Raw genomic sequence first — 16,903 nt, forward strand, 5'->3', positions numbered from 1 at the left:
GCCCTGCATGCATTACCAAAACGTATTGTTCGACCTCGATGGCACCCTGACCGACCCACGGGAAGGGATCACCCGCTCGATCCAGTTCGGCCTGAGCAAGATGGGCATTGATGAGCCTGACCTGAGCAAGCTTGAGCACTTTATTGGTCCGCCGCTGCTGCAGCAGTTTATGGCCAGCTATGGCTTCGACGAAGCCAGGGCGTGGGAGGCGATGGGCTATTACCGCGAGCGTTTTGCCGTGACCGGTCTTTATGAAAACGAAGTGTTCGAAGGCGTCACACCGCTGCTCGAAGAGCTGGTGGCCCAGGGTCGCCAACTGTTTATCGCGACCTCAAAGCCGCATATCTACGCCCGGGAAATTGCCCGCCACTTTGATTTTGCCCGCCATTTCAAGGTGATCTACGGCAGCGAGCTGGACGGTACCCGCACCAACAAGGTTGAGCTGATTGCCCATCTGGTCAACGAACAAGGGCTGGACCCGGCGCAAACCCTGATGATCGGTGACCGCAAGCACGACCTGATCGGTGCGCGTGACAACGGCATGGATGCTGCGGCGGTGGGTTATGGTTTTGGCAGCTTTGAAGAACTGAATTCATTCGCGCCCAAATACCACTTTGAAACCCTGGCGCAGTTGCATCAGGCGTTCAAGCACTGACCTGCGCTTGTGGGAGCGGGCTTGCCCGCGATGGCCGCGACGCGGTGAATCTTTCACACCGCGGTGGCCCAATCGCGAGCAAGCCCGCTCCCACAAGGTGCTAACCGGCGCGCAGCGCCATCTCCCGGCGCAAGTCCTCGCGCCAGCCCAGCAAAAAACCCAGTTCCACCACCACGAACAGCGGCCCCACGATCAGCCCGGTCACGTCATCGATAAACGCCGGCTTGCGCCCCTCGTAGTAATGCCCCACAAACTGGAACACCCAGCCCACCACAAACAGCCCAATGCCCCAGGCCAGCCAGGCTATCGTGCTCAACCCCGCGAGGGTGTGCCCCAGCCATACACTCAACGCCAGCAGCACCGTCATCAACAACCCCAGGCGCAACTCCAGGCGCAAATAAAAAATCGCACTGGCCACCATCACCAGCATCGCCGGTGAAACACCCGCCCACTGCGGCCGCGACAAGAGCGTCGCCACGGCAATCACGATCAGCGGGATGCCCACGAAATGGGTGGCGATATTGTGAGGATCACGGTGATAAGCCGCATATTGGCTTAGATGGTCGACCAGGCTTTTCATGGTGCAGAACCCTCAAGGATTACTTTTTAGTTATAAACAAATAGCTTCTTATTCCTTAGCGAATCTAAAAACCGTCCCTATACTGACTCGGTAACACACATACCGCTGGAGGCGCACACCCATGGGCAACGATTCGATTCGCTATTTGATAGTGCCGGGCTGGCAAGGTTCGTCCGACGATCATTGGCAAACCCACTGGCAAAACAGCTTACCGAACAGTACCCGGGTGGAGCAGGCCGACTGGCTGACGCCACGCCGCGAGGACTGGATCGCCGCCCTGGCCGAAGCCATTGCTGCCGACAGCACACCCGTGATCCTGATCGCCCACAGCCTGGGTTGCATTACCGTAGCCCATTGGGCCGAGCGTGCGCCAGAAAGCCTGTTAAGCCAAGTACGCGGCGCGCTGCTGGTGGCCCCGGCAGACGTCGAGCGCCCGGCCTGTGCACCGGCGTTGCGCAACTTTGCGCCGATCCCGACCCGGCCGTTGCCTTTTCCAAGCCATATCGTCAGCTCGGATAACGACGGTGCGGTCAGCGCGCCACGGGCGATGGAATTTGCCCGTCAATGGGGCGCCGAGATCGGCATCATCAGCGGCGCGGGGCATATCAATGTGAAATCCGGACACCAGCGCTGGGAGCAAGGCTTCGCCTTTTTATACCGCCTGCAAACCCGCATCGAGCACGGCGCCCTGCGTCGCGCGTGAATTCCTGTAACGCCCGCGCCCACCCTCCGGCGGCGGGCGGGAGCCTGCCATGAGCCTGCATGAAACCTTCGGTCAGCCGCTGCTGACCTTTCCCGACGCGGAAAAAAGCCCGCTGAGCATTCGCGCCAAAGCACTGGTGTTTGTCGACCCCCGCTCGCGCCAATTACGCAACGATCTGGAATTGCTCGCGCCACGCGCCTTGCCCGTGCTGATTCGGGGTGAAACCGGCAGCGGCAAAGAGCTGCTGGCCCGGCATATCCACCGGGCCAGCGACCGCACCGGCCTTTTTGTATCAGTCAATTGCGGCGCCATCAGCCCCACTTATGCCGACGCCGAGTTGTTCGGCTATGCCGCCGGAGCCCACAGCAGTTCGGCCAGCAGCCGCGCCGGGTGGTTTGGCTCGGCCAATGGCGGCACCCTGTATCTGGACGAAATCGGCGACTTGCCGTGGGCTATCCAGACCAAGCTGCTGGCGGCTCTGGAAACCCACGAAGTGACCCGCGTGGGCGCCCATCAACCGAGCCCGGTGGACGTGCGCCTGGTGGCGGCCACCAGCATCGATCTGGCGCAGGCCGTGAGCGCAGGCAAATTCCATGAGCGCTTGTATCACTACCTCAGCGAAGGGCGGCTGGACTTGCCCGCGCTGCGCGAAAGGCCCGGGGATATCCTGTCGTTGGCCGAATACTTTTTAGGCATTTACAGCCAGCGCCTGAACCTGCCCGTGCCCTTTATCAGCGACGCTGCACAGCGGGTACTGGAGCGCCACAGCTGGCCGGGCAACACCCGGGAGCTGGAGAACGTGATCCACTTTGCATTACTGGTCAGCACCGGCGAAGAGATCCAGCCCGAGCACTTGAACCTGCCTGAGGCCCTGAGCCAGATCGAGTTGTTTATAAAAGGCGCCACGGCGCAGGAGTTGGCGGCGATCAGGCAGTTGCTGCCTTGACCCTGTGGGAGCGGGCTTGCCCGCGATGGCAGCAACGCGGTGTATCTGTCACACCAAGGCGTTCCTATCGCGGGCAAGCCCGCTCCCACAAAAACTCAAGTGAACAAAATGGCATAAGAAGCTGAATAAATATTATTGTTCGGGAATAAAGAATCTCGGTATTGTCCGTTTCGTCTTCCAGGAAAACCGTCATCCGAACGGTCACACACATAAGGGTATCGCATGAAAAAGGTTCTGTTGTTTACCGCATTGGCGGCTGCTTTGACTGCAGGCCTGGCCCAGGCTGGCGAAAAACTGGTGGTTGCCGCAACGCCGGTGCCTCACGCTGAAATCCTTGAGCTGATCAAACCAACCCTCGCCAAAGAAGGCGTGGATCTGGAAATCAAGGTCTTCACCGATTATGTGCAACCCAACGTGCAAGTGGCCGAAAAACACCTGGACGCCAACTACTTCCAGACCCTGCCTTACCTGGAAAGCTTCAACAAAGGCAAAGGCACTAACCTTGTGACCGTGACCGGCGTTCACGTTGAGCCTTTTGGCGGTTACTCGAAGAAAGTCAAAAACCTGTCCGAGCTTAAAGACGGCGCCACCATCGCCATCCCTAACGAAGGCAGCAACAGCGGCCGTGCCCTGATCCTGCTGCAAAAGGCTGGTCTGATCGAACTCAAGGACCCGACCAACGCTGTGTCCACGCCAAAAGACATCGCCAAGAACCCGCACAACTTCAAGTTCAAAGAACTTGAGTCCGCACTGCTGCCACGGGTGCTGGATCAGGTCGACCTGGACATGATCAACACCAACTACGCGCTGGAAGCTGGCCTGAACCCGGCCACTGACGCGCTGATCATCGAAGGGGCTGACTCGCCATACGTGAATTTCCTGGTAGCCCGTCCGGACAACAAGGACAGCGCGGCCATCCAGAAGCTGGCCAAGGCCCTGACCAGCCCTGAAGTGAAAGCCTTTATCGAGCAGAAATACAAAGGCGCGGTGCTGCCAGCGTTCTGATCACGCACCAGCCCACTGAAAACGCCGACGGCTTGCACAGCGTCGGCGTTTTTATTTGTCCGGCCAGTGCCAGGCGGGCTGATCCAGCATGCGTTGGCCAACCACTTGCGTCTGGCCGAGATTTTTTTCCAGCACGATGCAGTTGCACTCAGGGTCTTGCTGCAAGGCGGCGATCAGGCGCCGGGCGTGGGATACCACCCATACTTGTGAGTGCTGCGAAGCACTGATGATCAGCCGCGCCAGCGCGGGCAACAAGTCGGGGTGCAGGCTGGTTTCGGGTTCGTTGAGCACCATCATGCTCGGCGGGCGCGGGGTCAGCAAAGCCGCGACCAGCAGCAGATAGCGCAAGGTGCCGTCTGACAGCTCGGCGGCAGATAACGGGCGCAGCAGGCCCTCCTGATAAAACTCGATATAAAAATGCCCGCCGGGCACACATTCAATTGCCAGCCGCGCGCCAGGGAATGCATCGCTGATCGCGGCATGCAAGGCTTCGGGGTTGCCGACCTCAAGGATTGTTTGCAACGCAGCGGCCAGGTCACTGCCGTCGTGATGCAGCACCGGCGTGCGTGTACCCAGTTGCGGTTGGCGCGCAGGCGCCTGGGGGTCGGTGCGAAAGTGATCGTAAAAGCGCCAGCCACGGATCGACTCGCGCAGTTGCAACACCTCGGGCGAGGCCTGCAAGCTGCCAACCTGATCGAACAGGCTGTCGTACAACGGCGTGTGCTGTGCCAGCACCTGCCAGTTGCGCCCGTCACGCGCGCGGATCATGGGGCCGTTGCGCTCGACCAGCTCGCTGGCCGGCCGATAAAAAGGCCCCGCCCAGATGCTTTCGTGCTTGATCTGCGGGTCGAGGTTGAACTGCGTGCGGCCGGGTATCGGTAAGCCCAGGGCGATGGCGTAGCTGAAGTCTTCCCCGGCAAAGCCAAGACGCAGGCGCCGGGTTTCCTGGCGCACGCTGGCATGCACATCGACTTCACCCGATTTCATGCGTCGGGAGATCACCTCAGGTCCCGCCCAGAAAGTCGAACTCAGCCCGCCTTCACGCGCCAATGCATTCACCACGCCGCCCTGGGCGGTTTCGGCCAGTAACCGCAGCGCGCGGTAAAGGTTGGATTTGCCACTACCATTGGGGCCAGTGATCAGGTTCAGCCTGGCCAAAGGCACTACCAAGTGATTGATAGAGCGGTAGTTGGCCACGGCCAGGGTGGTGAGCATGGGTGACCTCGTTGCTGGATGGGGGGCCGTAGCAGCTGCCGAAGGAACGAGGCTGCGTTCGATTGCGCAGCGATCGCAAATACTTGATCCCGAATTGTCCTGATACACCGCAGTGTACGGTTTTGCGAAGGCTGCGTCGGAGTACCGCACCACGCCAACGCAGCCTCGTTCCTTCGGCAGCTGCTACAAATGATTTTCGGCTGCGGCAATAGAGTCCCACAGACACTGAACCCTGTTCTACGCTGTCAGTCGTATCCGCATGTTAAACAGCATCACGCAAAGGAGCTTGCATGGCTGGTCCACTGAACACGGGCATTTTGGGCTTGAGCCTGTTAGCGCTTCTCACCGCGTGCGGCAAGGAGGGGCCCAAAGAGCCTCTGTCCCCCCGTGTGTATGTGCAACAGGTGAGCACCCGCGAATTCGCCCCGCCCATCCAGCTCAGCGGTGATATCCAGGCCCGGGTCGAAACCCAGTTGTCATTCCGGGTGGGCGGCAAGATTATCGAGCGCACGGTCGATGTGGGTGACCACATCCAGGCCAACCAGGTGCTCGCGCGTCTCGACCCCAAAGACCTGAAGATCCAGGTTGAGACCGCCCAGGCCAGCGTCAACGCGCAACAGGCCCAAGTGGTGCAAACCCGCGCGGCGTTTGTGCGCCAGCAAAAGCTGCTGCCAAAAGGCTACACCAGCCAAAGTGAATACGACGCTGCCAACGCCGCGCAACTGAGCGCACAGAGCGCCCTGGCGGCGGCGCAGGCGCAACTGGCCAACGCCCGTGACCAACTGAGCTACAGCAACCTGAAAGCCGAGGCACCCGGGGTGATTACCGCGCGCCAGGCCGAAGTGGGCCAGGTGGTGCAGGCCACCATGCCGATTTTTACCCTGGCCCGCGATGGTGCCCGCGATGCCGTGTTTAACGTGTATGAATCGCTGTTTATCGAGCCGCCCAAAGACCCCACGGTGCAGGTCACGCTGCTGAGCGATCCGACGATCAAGGTCAACGGCCAGATCCGTGAAATCACACCGACCGTTGCGGCGCAAAGCGGCACGTTGCAGATCAAGGTGCAGCTCGACGCCTTGCCCAAGGGCATGGACCTGGGCTCGATTGTCAGCGTTAACCTGACCCCGCCGCCAAGCCGCAGCATCGAGCTGCCGTGGTCGGCGTTGACCAAGGACATCAGCGAGCCCGCCGTGTGGATCGCCGACGAACAAAGCAATGTGCGCCTGCAGCGGGTCAAGGTCGGGCGCTATCTGACCGGCAGCGTGATCGTCAGCGAAGGTCTCAAGGATGGAGAAAAAGTCGTGGTCGCAGGCGGGCAGTTGTTACACCCCGGCATGAAGGTTGAAATCGCCACGGCCCCGGCCGAGGGGGTGCAGCTATGAGGCGCTTATGGTTGATACCGCTGGCTGCCGCCATGCTGATGGCCTGCTCTGAACCCCAGCCGCCCGAGCCGGTGCGCCCGGCTCTGTATGTGGTGGCCAAGCCCGAGCTGGCACAAGATCTGGGCCGTTTTGCCGGCAATATCGAAGCGCGCTACGAAAGCACTCTGGGCTTTCGGGTTCCGGGGCGCATTGTGCGGCGTTATTACGATGTGGGCGCGGTGGTGAAACAGGGCGACATACTGGCCAACCTCGACCCCACCGACCAGCAAAACCAGCTGCGTGCGGCCCAGGGCGACCTGGCCAAGGTGCAGGCGCAATTGATCAACGCCAGAGCCAACGCCCGCCGCCAGCAAGAGCTGTTCGACCGTGGCGTGGGCGCCCAGGCCCAGCTCGACACCGCGCAAGCCGACCTCAAGACCACGCTGGCTTCGATGCAACAGGCGCAGGCTGCGGTCAATCAGGCTCAGGACCAACTCAGCTACTGCAACCTGCGCGCCGACCATGATGCCGTGATTACCCAATGGCATGCCGAGGCCGGGCAAGTGGTGAGCATTGGCCAGGAAGTCGTCACCCTGGCCCGTCCCGAGATCAAAGAGGCGGTCATCGACCTGCCGGGCCCGCTGGCCGAGGCGCTGCCCAAGGGCATCGAGTTCCTTGTCGCCGGCCAGCTCGACCCGAATATCAACACCCATGCCCATGTGCGCGAAATCGCCCCGCAAGCCGACAGTGCCACCCGTACCCGGCGCACCCGCCTGACGCTGGACCAGACCCCGGCAGCATTTCGCCTTGGCAGTTCGGTGAGCGTGACCGTCAGCAGCCCGACGGCCGAGCACTTCCAGTTGCCGCTCACCGCCCTGCAGGAAGTCGATGGCCACAGCCGCGTATGGATCATTGACAGCGCCACCCAAACCGTCAGCCCGCGTGACGTCAGCGTACTGCGCCGCGACGCCCGCAACGTGCTGTTGTCGGGTGGCATCAAAACCGGCGACAAGGTCGTCAGTGCAGGTGTGTACAGCCTCACCCCCGGGCAGAAAGTCAGACTCGATAAGGAAAGCTCGCAATGAATGGGAAGTTCAACCTGTCCGAGTGGGCCCTGAAGCATCAGTCATTTGTCTGGTATTTGATGTTTGTCGCGGTGGTCGCCGGGATTTTTTCGTACATCAATCTCGGACGCGCTGAAGACCCGTCCTTCGCCATCAAGACCATGGTCATCCAGTCCAAATGGCCCGGTGCTACGGTTGACGAGACCCGGCTGCAAATCACCGACCGCATCGAGAAAAAGCTCGAAGAGCTGGACTCCCTCGACTATGTACAAAGCTACACCCGCCCCGGTGAGTCCACGGTGTTTGTGTTCCTCAAGGACACCACCAAGGCCGATGCCATCCCCCATATCTGGTATGAGGTGCGCAAAAAGATCGGCGACATTCGCGGCGACTTCCCCCAGGGCATTCAAGGCCCGGGGTTTGACGATGAGTTCGGCGATGTCTACGGCACCATCTTCGCCTTCACCGGCGACGGCTTCACCATGCGTCAGCTGCGCGACTATGTAGAGCAAGTGCGTACCGGCATTCGCGATGTACCCAATCGCGGCAAGGTGATGACCATCGGCGAGCAGGACGAAACGTTCTACCTGGACTTCTCGACCCGCAAACTGGCGGCCCTTGGCCTTGACCAGCAGCACATCCTTGAAAGCCTGCAGGAACAGAACGCCGTGACCCCCGCCGGGGTGATCGAGGCCGGGCCGGAGCGCATGTCGGTGCGCACCTCGGGGCAGTTCCACAGCGTTGAAGACCTGGCTGCGGTGAACCTGCGGGTCAACGATCGCTTTTATCGCCTGGCCGATATCGCTGAAATCACCCGCGGTTATGTGGATCCGGCAGCGCCCATGTTCCATTACAACGGCAAGCCGGCCATTGGCCTTGCCGTCGCCATGATCGATGGCGGCAATATTCAGGAATTCGGCAAAGAGCTACAGCAACGCATCGACGACCTGACCGCGCAGTTGCCGGTGGGTGTTGGTGTGCACATGGTGTCCAATCAGGCACAGGTGGTGGAGGTGGCCGTCAGCGGCTTTACCAGTGCGCTGTTTGAGGCCGTGGTGATCGTACTGGCGGTGAGCTTTATCAGTCTGGGCCTGCGTGCCGGGCTGGTGGTGGCGATCTCCATCCCGCTGGTGCTGGCGCTGGTGTTCGTGTTTATGGAGTTCACCGGCATCGCCATGCAGCGTGTGTCGCTGGGTGCGCTGATCATCGCCTTGGGCCTGCTGGTGGACGATGCGATGATCACGGTGGAGATGATGATCACGCGGCTCGAACTGGGGGAAACCAAGGAACAGGCGGCCACCTTTGCCTATCACTCCACGGCGTTCCCGATGCTCACCGGTACGCTGGTGACCGTGGCAGGGTTTGTGCCCATCGGCCTGAACAACAGCTCGGCGGGGGAGTACACCTTTACCCTGTTTGCGGTGATTGCCGTGGCCATGCTGGTGTCGTGGGTGGTGGCGGTGCTGTTCGCGCCGGTGCTGGGCGTGCATATCCTCAGCGCCAAGGTCAAACCCAAGCCCGAGAAACCCGGGCGTCTGGCCCAGGCCTTCGACACGGCGCTGCTGTGGTGCATGCGTTATCGCTGGACGACCATTGGCGCGACAGTGCTGATGTTTGTGCTGGCGGTGTTCGGCATGGGCCTGGTGCAGAACCAGTTTTTCCCGGCCTCCGACCGCCCCGAGATTTTGGTGGACCTGAACCTGCCGCAAAACGCCTCGATCCAGGAGACGCTCAAGGTCACCCAGCGTTTTGAAGAATCGCTCAAGGGCGATGGCGATATCGTGCGCTGGAGCTCTTACATCGGTGAGGGCGCGATCCGTTTCTACCTGCCGCTCGATCAGCAACTGCAAAACCCCTTCTACGCCCAGTTGGTGATTGTCAGCAAAGGCCTGGAAAGCCGCGACGCCCTGATCGAACGGCTGAACAAACGCCTGCGCGAGGACTTTGTGGGCGTCGGCAGTTTCGTGCATACCCTGGAACTGGGGCCGCCAGTGGGCCAGCCGCTGCAATACCGGGTTAGCGGGCCGAACATTGACCTGGTGCGCAAGTACTCGATTGACCTGGCCTCCGTGCTCGATGCCAACCCCAACGTCGGTGAAACCATCTTTAACTGGAACGAACCCGGCAAGGTGTTGCGCATCGATATCGCCCAGGACAAGGCCCGCCAGTTCGGCCTGTCGTCCGAGGACGTGGCCCATGTGATGAACAGCATCGTCAGCGGTGCCGCCGTCAGCCAGGTCAAAGACAATATCTACCTGATCAACATCGTCGGGCGGGCCAACAACACCGAGCGGGGTACCCCGGAAACCCTGCTCAACCTGCAAATCACCACCCCCAGCGGCACCTCGATCCCACTACTGGCCTTTGCCACGGTGCGCTACGAGCTGGAGCAGCCGCTGGTCTGGAGCCGTGACCGGATTCCCACGTTGACGCTCAAGGCCTCGGTACGCGGCTCGATGCAGCCGACTGATCTGGTCAAGGTGCTCAAGCCCGACGTCGACAAGTTCGCCGCCAATCTGCCTGAAGGCTACAACGTGCAAACCGGCGGCACGGTAGAGCAAAGCGCCAAGGCCCAGGGCCCGATTGCCAAGGTGGTGCCGTTGATGCTGTTCCTGATGACCACCTTCCTGATGATCCAGCTGCAAAGCGTGCACAAGATGTTCCTGGTGGTGAGTGTCGCGCCATTGGGGCTGATTGGCGTGGTGCTGGCGCTGGTGCCTACCGGCACGCCGATGGGCTTTGTGGCGATCCTGGGGATTCTGGCGCTGGTGGGCATCATTGTGCGTAACTCGGTGATCCTGGTGACCCAGATCGACCAGTACGAACGCGACGGCTTTGATCCGTGGCATGCCGTGATGCAAGCCACCCAGCATCGTCGTCGGCCGATTCTGCTGACCGCAGCCGCCGCCAGCCTGGGCATGATCCCGATTGCCCGGGACGTGTTCTGGGGGCCGATGGCCTACGCCATGATCGGCGGCATTCTATCGGCCACCTTGCTCACGCTGCTGTTCCTGCCAGCGCTGTATGTGGCTTCGTACAAGATCAAGGAGAACAAGAACCCGCCACCAGAACATGCGTAAACCTGTGGAAGCGGGCTTGCTCGCGATTCGGACGACGTGGTCTGACAGACACGCCGCGTCGATCCCATCGCGAGCAAGCCCGCTCCCACAGCAGGGCGATTGTTGTGGATTTACGAATGCCGGTATCAAGAAACCGGTCTTTATCTGCCTGAAAGCACATGTGAACCTAGCCCCACGCCTGAACCAATACGGAGTGTTGTCATGAGTTCTTCACAACCCAGAGTCGCCATCATTACCGGCGCCTCGCGCGGCATCGGTGCCGTTATTGCCAAACAGCTGGCCGGGGAAGGGTTTGCCGTGGTCATCAACTACGCCAGCAGCGCCGGCGAAGCTACCCAGCTGGTCGCGCAGCTGCGCGAAGACGGCCATGAAGCGATTGCCGTGCAGGCAGACGTGAGCAGCGCTGACGACGTAAAGCGCCTGTTCGATGAAGCCGAGGCGCAACTGGGCAAGGTCGATGTGCTGATCAACAACGCGGGCGTGCTCAAGGTACTGCCGCTGGCCCAGCACAGCGACGAGCTGTACGAGCAGACCTTCAACATCAACACCAAAGGTACGTTCAACACCCTGCGCGAAGCGGCCACGCGGTTGAACGGCGGCGGGCGCATCGTCAATTTTTCAAGCAGTACGGTGGGCATGAACCTGCCGGGCTATGCGGTGTATATCGCCAGCAAGGCGGCGGTGGAGTCATTGACCCAGGTGTTTGCCAAGGAACTGCGCGGGCGGCAGATCACGGTCAACGCCGTGGCGCCGGGACCGGTAGCGACGGAGCTGTTTTTGCACGGCAAGACCGAGGAACAGATCCAGACCTTTTCCAAGATGCCGCCACTGGAGCGACTGGGCCAGCCACAAGACATCGCCAACATCATCTCGTTTCTGGTGAGCCCGGCAGCGGACTGGGTCAACGGGCAGGTTTTGCGGGCCAATGGCGGGTTGGTGTAAGCACAGCACAAGCGCCCTCACCCCAACCCTCTCCCGGAGGGAGAGGGGGCTAATCTGTGGCGCTACGCACATGTGCTTTAGCTTTTAGTCCCCTCTCCCTCCGGGAGAGGGTCAGGGTGAGGGGCTCTTGGCTCTAGCCTTGGGCTTTTAGCGCTGTGCCTGCCCCTGCTGCATCACCCACTGCACCACTTGTGGCATCAGCACATCACTGGCCTGGCCAAAACCTGCGACCACGCCTGGCACCATCGGGTTACTCAGCGGCTGGCGCGCCTCAAAGCGTTTGGAAGCAATCACCCGCTGATCGCTGCTGCGCACCAGTCGTGCGTTGTACTGGATCAGCACTTCAGGATTTTTGCCGTTGTAGTGCGTCTGGAACGCCAGCAACTCGCCACCCAGCTCGTAATCGGACTGCAAGTTGCTGTCATCGGTGCTCAAGCCCTGGATCCGCCCGTCCTGCAAGAACGCCTCAAGCAGACGGTTGCGCAGCAGCACAGGCGCCGTATCGCTCCAGCGGGCGCCCTTGTAATTGCTGATCAGGTTGCCCTCGGGCACCACCACGATGTTCTGGCTGTTCAGCGCGCCGGTGGTCATCGGTTTTTCCAGGCGCAACGACCACTTCACGGGCGCACCCTGGCTGGCAACCACGGGCGCTTGCGCAGCCGGCAGCCGATACACGTCGACTATCTCGGGTTTGGGCAGGATCGAGCAGGCGCTGAGCAGGCTCAGGCCGGCCGCAAGGACAATGGTGCCGGCCAGGCGATAGGTGCGCTTCATGGGGTGAATTCCTTGTTCTGCTCGCGGCCCAGCAAGTAACCGCTTGGGTTGGATTCCAGGCGCCGCGAGATCGAGCGCAGTGTGCCAAGGGTTTCGCGCAGTTCGTTGACCGCAGGGCCGAGTTGATTCAGCCCCTGCAGGCCGCTGTTGAGCGAGTCCTCATTGTTGTTGATCAGCTTGTTGATCGTCGCTGTGCTCTGTTGCAGCGAATTCATGGCCTGTTCGGCACTGTTGAACATCTGCTTGCCTTCGGTGCTCAACAGGCCGTTGGCATTGCGCATCAGCACGTTGGTTTGCTCAAGCGTGACGCTGGCCTGCTTGCCAACCTGGGCCAGCTGTTTCAACGTCTGGCTGATATCGCCACGCTGACCGGCAATGGCCGTAGTGGTTTGCTCAAGGTTGTCCAGGGTCTTGCTGACACGATTGACGTTGTCTTCGGAGAACAACGCATTGGCGTTATGCAGCAGCATATTGACGTTGGCCATCACGTCGCTGCCATCGGTGAGCAGGCGGGCAATGGGTGAGGGCGAAGCCACGATTTCCGGCAACTTGCCGTCCTTGCCCTTGAGGGGCGGGCTGTTGGGGTCGCCGCCACTGAGCTGGATGATCGAAGTCCCGGTAACGCCTGTCAGCGCCAGCTTGGCCTTGGTATCGACCTTGACCGGGGTGTTGGCCGCCAGACGAATACGCGCCAGTACCCGGCGCGGGTCCTTGTCGTCCAGGCGCAGTTCGATCACGTCGCCGACCTTGATGCCGTTGTATTGCACCGAGCTGCCTTTGGACAGGCCGCTGACGGCTTCGTTGAACACCACTTCGTAATCCTTGAACGTGCTGTCCATGCTCGCCTTGGCCAGCCACAGGCCGAACAGCATGGCCCCGACGACAACCAGGACGCTGAACAGGCCGATCAATACATGATGGGCACGGGTTTCCATGTCATTGCTCCTTGAGGTGGGTTGCCGCTTCGTATGCGGCGCGGCCACGGGGGCCATGGAAATAGTCATGAATCCACGGGTCGTCGTAGTCTTCGACCTCAGCGATAGGCGCCGCCACCAGCACCCGTTTTTGCGACAGTACCGCCACCCGGTCGGTGATGGTGTACAGCGTGTCGAGGTCGTGGGTCACGAGGAATACGCTTAAGCCCAGCGCATCGCGCAGGGTCAGGATCAGTTGGTCGAAGGCCGCCGCCCCGATCGGGTCGAGCCCGGCAGTGGGTTCGTCGAGAAACAGGATATCCGGGTCCAGCGCCAGCGCCCGGGCCAGCGCAGCGCGCTTGACCATGCCGCCGGACAGCGAGGACGGGTACTTGTCTGCCGCCGACAGGGGCAGCCCCGACAGCGCCAGCTTGACGCACGCCAGGTGCTCGGCATCAGGGCGGCTCAGGCCTGCGTGCTCGATCAGGGGCAGGGCGATGTTCTCTTTCACCGTCAGCGAAGAAAACAGCGCGCCCATCTGAAACAGCACGCCAAAGCGCCGTTCGACCATTGAGCGTGCCTGTTCATCAAGGCTCATCAAGTCCTGGCCAAATACCCGGACTTGCCCCTCGGTGGGCCGACGCAGGCCGACAATACTGCGCAACAGCACGGATTTACCGGTACCGGAGCCGCCGACCACACCGAGAATCTCACCTTTGTACACATCAAGGTCGAGGTGTTCATGCACGGTCTGGCTACCAAAGCGGTTGCACAGGTCACGCACCTCGATCACTGCCTCGCCGGGCTTGCGCAGGGACGTACTCACCAGCCCATCTCCATAAAGAACAACGCGGCCACGGCGTCGAGGACGATCACGATAAAGATCGACTGCACCACGCTGGACGTGGTGTGGGCGCCCACCGATTCGGCGCTGCCGCTGACTTTAAAGCCTTCAAGGCAGCCCACCGCGGCAATCAGAAAGGCAAAAAACGGCGCTTTGACCATGCCCACCAAAAAGTGCTGTACGCCGATATCCGAGTGCAGCAGCGAAATAAACATGTCCGGCGAGATGCCCAGCGACACCACGCACACCACGGCACCGCCGAGGATGCCTGCCATCATGGCCATGAACGTCAGCAGCGGCAGGGAAATCAACAACGCCAGCACCCGTGGCAGCACCAGCAAGTCCATCGGGTCCAGGCCCAGGGTGCGGATGGCGTCGATTTCTTCGTTGGCTTTCATCGAGCCGATTTGTGCGGTAAAGGCACTGGCCGTGCGCCCGGCCAGGAGGATGGCGGTGAGCAATACGCCGAACTCACGCAGGAAGGAGAACGCCACCAGGTCAACGGTAAAAATCCCCGCACCAAAGTTGGCCAGTACCGTGGCCCCGAGAAACGCCACTACGGCGCCCACCATAAAGGTCAGCAACACTACGATCGGCGCGGCGTTGAGGCCGATTTGCTCGATATGTGCCACCACCGGAGTGATGCGCCATTGTTTGGGGCGGAACAGGTTGCGCGCCAGGGTTTGCAGGATCAGGCCGATAAAACCCAGCAATTGCAGGGTGTCTTGCCACAGCTTGTAGACCGCGCTGCCGATACGGCTGAGCAACAGGATGCCGACGTTCTGTTCCTGGGGTGCAACCGGCACGCAAAAATCGCGCATCGAGGAATACACGGTCTGCAGCAAGGCACGGTCGGCCGCGGGAAGTTTTTGCGCGGTATCGGTCAACTGGCTGACGCGCTCGGCCCCCAGCAATTCCACCAGCAGCGAAGCCCCGGCCGTATCGATGCTGGACACGTCGTCCAGGTTGATGGCGGTCTGGTCATCGTATTTGCCGACCAGTTGCTCGGTCTGCTGCTTGAGGCCGGTGTAATGGGCAAGCGTCCAGTCGCCGCTGATCAACAGCCGCGCCGGATTACTGGAAGTGTCTAGTTGGGCATTGCCCGCCATGGCCGTAATAGTCTTAAGCTCCCAGCTCAGTACGTTTAAACACAGACCTTATGTAATAGCACAATCCTGTAAAAGTGTTTCAGTTTGCCTTAACAACCGCAGGCGCGGATTGATCCAGGTTAACCCTGAAGCGCAAAACCCCGATCAACTGGCCATCTTCGGTCAGCACCCGCACTTGCCAGCGCCCCTGGGGGTTGGGCGGGAAATTCTGCTTGTGGGTCCAGGCGCGGTAGCCTTCCTTGCGCCCGCCGTGAATATCCAGGGCAATACGATCGACTTCCTGGCCGTTGAGTTGCCACACATGGTAGATGCGTTCGTTCAGGCCGCGCGGGGCATTGATCGAGGTGTAGGCATACAGACCCTGGCTGCGCAGCTCACTGACGCTGATCTGCTTGATGCTTTCACCCGGCGTGCGGTCTTGCAGCTGGGTGGTAACGGCCACCTCGGTCATCCACAACGTAGCCGGCGGCACCCAGGAGCGCAGCAGCCAGCCGGTGCCGCCCAGCGCCAGCACAATCAGCGGCAACACCAGCCAGCCACGCCAGGTTTTCAGCGGCAGGCTCACGGCCAGGCTGGGGATGGAGAGCAGCACGGCAGTGCCCAGCGCCAGTTTGTAGCTCTCGGAAGTGGTGAGGTTGAGGATGATCGGCAAGGCCGTGAGCATCGCTGCAAACAGGGCAAGGGTGTGCAATGCCAGAAACAGCCAGCGTCGCGGGGCCAGCCATCGGTAGTACAAGGGGTCAGTGATGGCGATCAGTGCGCACACCCCCAGAAGCCCGGTAAACACCAACTGCCCGCTGTTCCAGGTAGTGGTGATAAAGAAAAACGGCAGGACGAAGAAAAAGCTTTCCTGATGGATCATCTGGGTTGCATAGCGCAGCAACGGTTCGGGTATTTCGCGCTTGAACACCCGGCTGAACAATTGGGTAAAGGTGTTTTCCAGCATCAACCAGACCCAGCTCACCAGCAGGATCACGGCGATCCAGCGGGCCATGCCTTGCTGGCGGTCGACCAGGATAAAACTGCCCACGCCGGAGCAAAAACCAAACGCCGCAATCAGCCCTGGATAGCGCTTCATCAACTCAAGGACGCGCTGTACGTAGTGGTTCCAGTCTGGCATTTGGCGGTTCACATTCTGTAAAAGGAAAATCCTCGACAGAATAGCGTTTTAGGCGCTCCGCGTCCGGCGCGATTGAAGGGTCGTGGCACCCATCGGCGCCCTGCAATCAATGCCCGTGGCTTCTGCCCACATGGCTGGGTTCGCCTTCCGGCGTGCTGACCGAGCCGCTGACTTCCAGTTGCTGCAAAATCCCGCAATGCTCGCCGTTCGGTCCTTCGCCACACTTTTGCCGCAGGTCGAGCAGTTGCGCCTGCAAGGCCAGCAGGCTGTCGACCCGAGCCTTGACGTGGTGGATATGCTCGTCGATCAACGCATTCACGCTTTCGCATTGGTCCTGGGGGCTGTCACGCAGGTTGAGCAGGCTGCGGATTTCTTCCAGGGTCATATCCAGGCTGCGGCAATTGCGGATAAACGTCAGCCGCTCGACGTGGGCCTGGGTGTACAAACGGTAATTGCCTTCGCTGCGCGCAGGCTCTGGCAACAGCCCTTCGCGTTCGTAGTAACGGATGGTTTCGACCTGACAGTCGGTCAATTTCGCCAGCTCGCCAATTTTCATCACGCCGATCTCCAAAAGGATGCTTGACCCTATAG

16 protein-coding genes are annotated in these 16,903 nt (G+C 60.8%); 8 read left to right on the forward strand and 8 right to left on the reverse strand.

Annotated elements, in window-relative coordinates; genetic code table 11:
• Positions 1-7 precede the first annotated feature (7 nt).
• Positions 8-655 carry an HAD family hydrolase gene (locus BLU25_RS15885; protein WP_016782644.1) on the forward strand — a complete coding sequence of 216 codons (648 nt, stop codon included), beginning with the start codon at positions 8-10 and terminating at the stop codon, positions 653-655.
• A 100-nt stretch (positions 656-755) separates the two neighbouring features.
• On the opposite strand, the gene BLU25_RS15890 is transcribed toward BLU25_RS15885, so the two are convergent.
• Entirely contained in the window at positions 756-1,235 is a 480-nt protein-coding gene (locus tag BLU25_RS15890) for an Mpo1 family 2-hydroxy fatty acid dioxygenase (RefSeq protein ID WP_016782643.1), read from the reverse strand.
• A gap of 121 nt (positions 1,236-1,356) precedes the next feature.
• On the opposite strand from BLU25_RS15890, the gene BLU25_RS15895 reads away from it, so the two are divergent.
• From BLU25_RS15895 to BLU25_RS15905, 3 genes are all read left to right on the forward strand, one after another.
• On the forward strand, positions 1,357-1,938 hold the full coding sequence (locus BLU25_RS15895; protein WP_016782642.1) for an alpha/beta hydrolase: 582 nt from the start codon (positions 1,357-1,359) through the stop codon (positions 1,936-1,938).
• A gap of 49 nt (positions 1,939-1,987) precedes the next feature.
• Complete coding sequence (locus BLU25_RS15900; protein ID WP_016782641.1) at positions 1,988-2,884, forward strand: sigma 54-interacting transcriptional regulator; 897 nt, start codon at positions 1,988-1,990, stop codon at positions 2,882-2,884.
• 222 nt (positions 2,885-3,106) lie between these two features.
• The gene (locus tag BLU25_RS15905; protein WP_016782640.1) at positions 3,107-3,889 is read left to right on the forward strand and encodes a MetQ/NlpA family ABC transporter substrate-binding protein; all 783 of its coding nucleotides are present in this window, start codon (positions 3,107-3,109) and stop codon (positions 3,887-3,889) included.
• 51 nt (positions 3,890-3,940) lie between these two features.
• Here BLU25_RS15905 and BLU25_RS15910 read toward each other — a convergent pair whose 3' ends face one another.
• Positions 3,941-5,104 carry an AAA family ATPase gene (locus BLU25_RS15910; protein ID WP_083369722.1) on the reverse strand — a complete coding sequence of 388 codons (1,164 nt, stop codon included), beginning with the start codon at positions 5,102-5,104 and terminating at the stop codon, positions 3,941-3,943.
• A gap of 290 nt (positions 5,105-5,394) precedes the next feature.
• Here BLU25_RS15910 and BLU25_RS15915 point away from each other — a divergent pair, with 290 nt between their 5' ends.
• The 4 genes from BLU25_RS15915 to BLU25_RS15935 all read left to right on the forward strand — a co-directional run bounded on the left by BLU25_RS15915 (position 5,395) and on the right by BLU25_RS15935 (position 11,551).
• Entirely contained in the window at positions 5,395-6,486 is a 1,092-nt protein-coding gene (locus BLU25_RS15915; RefSeq protein ID WP_016782638.1) for an efflux RND transporter periplasmic adaptor subunit, read from the forward strand.
• On the forward strand, positions 6,483-7,550 hold the full coding sequence (locus BLU25_RS15920; protein ID WP_029611624.1) for an efflux RND transporter periplasmic adaptor subunit: 1,068 nt from the start codon (positions 6,483-6,485) through the stop codon (positions 7,548-7,550). The genes BLU25_RS15915 and BLU25_RS15920 overlap by 4 nt, the downstream gene beginning before the upstream one ends.
• Positions 7,547-10,609 (forward strand): efflux RND transporter permease subunit, encoded by a 3,063-nt coding sequence (locus BLU25_RS15925; RefSeq protein ID WP_016782636.1) that lies wholly within the window; start codon positions 7,547-7,549, stop codon positions 10,607-10,609. Before BLU25_RS15920 ends, BLU25_RS15925 begins: the two co-directional genes overlap by 4 nt.
• A 201-nt stretch (positions 10,610-10,810) precedes the next feature.
• Positions 10,811-11,551 (forward strand): SDR family oxidoreductase, encoded by a 741-nt coding sequence (locus BLU25_RS15935; RefSeq protein ID WP_016782635.1) that lies wholly within the window; start codon positions 10,811-10,813, stop codon positions 11,549-11,551.
• A gap of 147 nt (positions 11,552-11,698) precedes the next feature.
• Here the strand turns inward: BLU25_RS15935 and BLU25_RS15940 are convergent, their stop codons facing one another.
• The 6 genes from BLU25_RS15940 to cadR form a co-directional block, all read right to left on the reverse strand.
• Positions 11,699-12,325: an ABC-type transport auxiliary lipoprotein family protein gene (locus BLU25_RS15940; RefSeq protein ID WP_016782634.1), complete on the reverse strand. Its 627-nt coding sequence runs from the start codon at positions 12,323-12,325 to the stop codon at positions 11,699-11,701.
• Positions 12,322-13,260, reverse strand: coding sequence for an MlaD family protein (locus BLU25_RS15945; protein WP_016782633.1), 939 nt, complete (start codon positions 13,258-13,260; stop codon positions 12,322-12,324). The genes BLU25_RS15940 and BLU25_RS15945 overlap by 4 nt, the downstream gene beginning before the upstream one ends.
• A gap of 1 nt (position 13,261) precedes the next feature.
• Positions 13,262-14,053 carry an ABC transporter ATP-binding protein gene (locus tag BLU25_RS15950; RefSeq protein ID WP_169845016.1) on the reverse strand — a complete coding sequence of 264 codons (792 nt, stop codon included), beginning with the start codon at positions 14,051-14,053 and terminating at the stop codon, positions 13,262-13,264.
• A gap of 8 nt (positions 14,054-14,061) precedes the next feature.
• Positions 14,062-15,192, reverse strand: coding sequence for an ABC transporter permease (locus BLU25_RS15955; protein WP_016782631.1), 1,131 nt, complete (start codon positions 15,190-15,192; stop codon positions 14,062-14,064).
• Positions 15,193-15,271: 79 nt separating this feature from the next.
• Complete coding sequence (locus tag BLU25_RS15960; RefSeq protein WP_016782630.1) at positions 15,272-16,312, reverse strand: DUF5924 family protein; 1,041 nt, start codon at positions 16,310-16,312, stop codon at positions 15,272-15,274.
• A gap of 106 nt (positions 16,313-16,418) precedes the next feature.
• Positions 16,419-16,868, reverse strand: a complete 450-nt coding sequence (gene cadR / locus BLU25_RS15965; RefSeq protein ID WP_016782629.1) for a Cd(II)/Pb(II)-responsive transcriptional regulator — start codon at positions 16,866-16,868, stop codon at positions 16,419-16,421.
• Positions 16,869-16,903: the final 35 nt, after the last annotated feature.

This window comes from Pseudomonas fragi, from assembly GCF_900105835.1.
GTDB classification, from domain to species: domain Bacteria; phylum Pseudomonadota; class Gammaproteobacteria; order Pseudomonadales; family Pseudomonadaceae; genus Aquipseudomonas; species Aquipseudomonas fragi.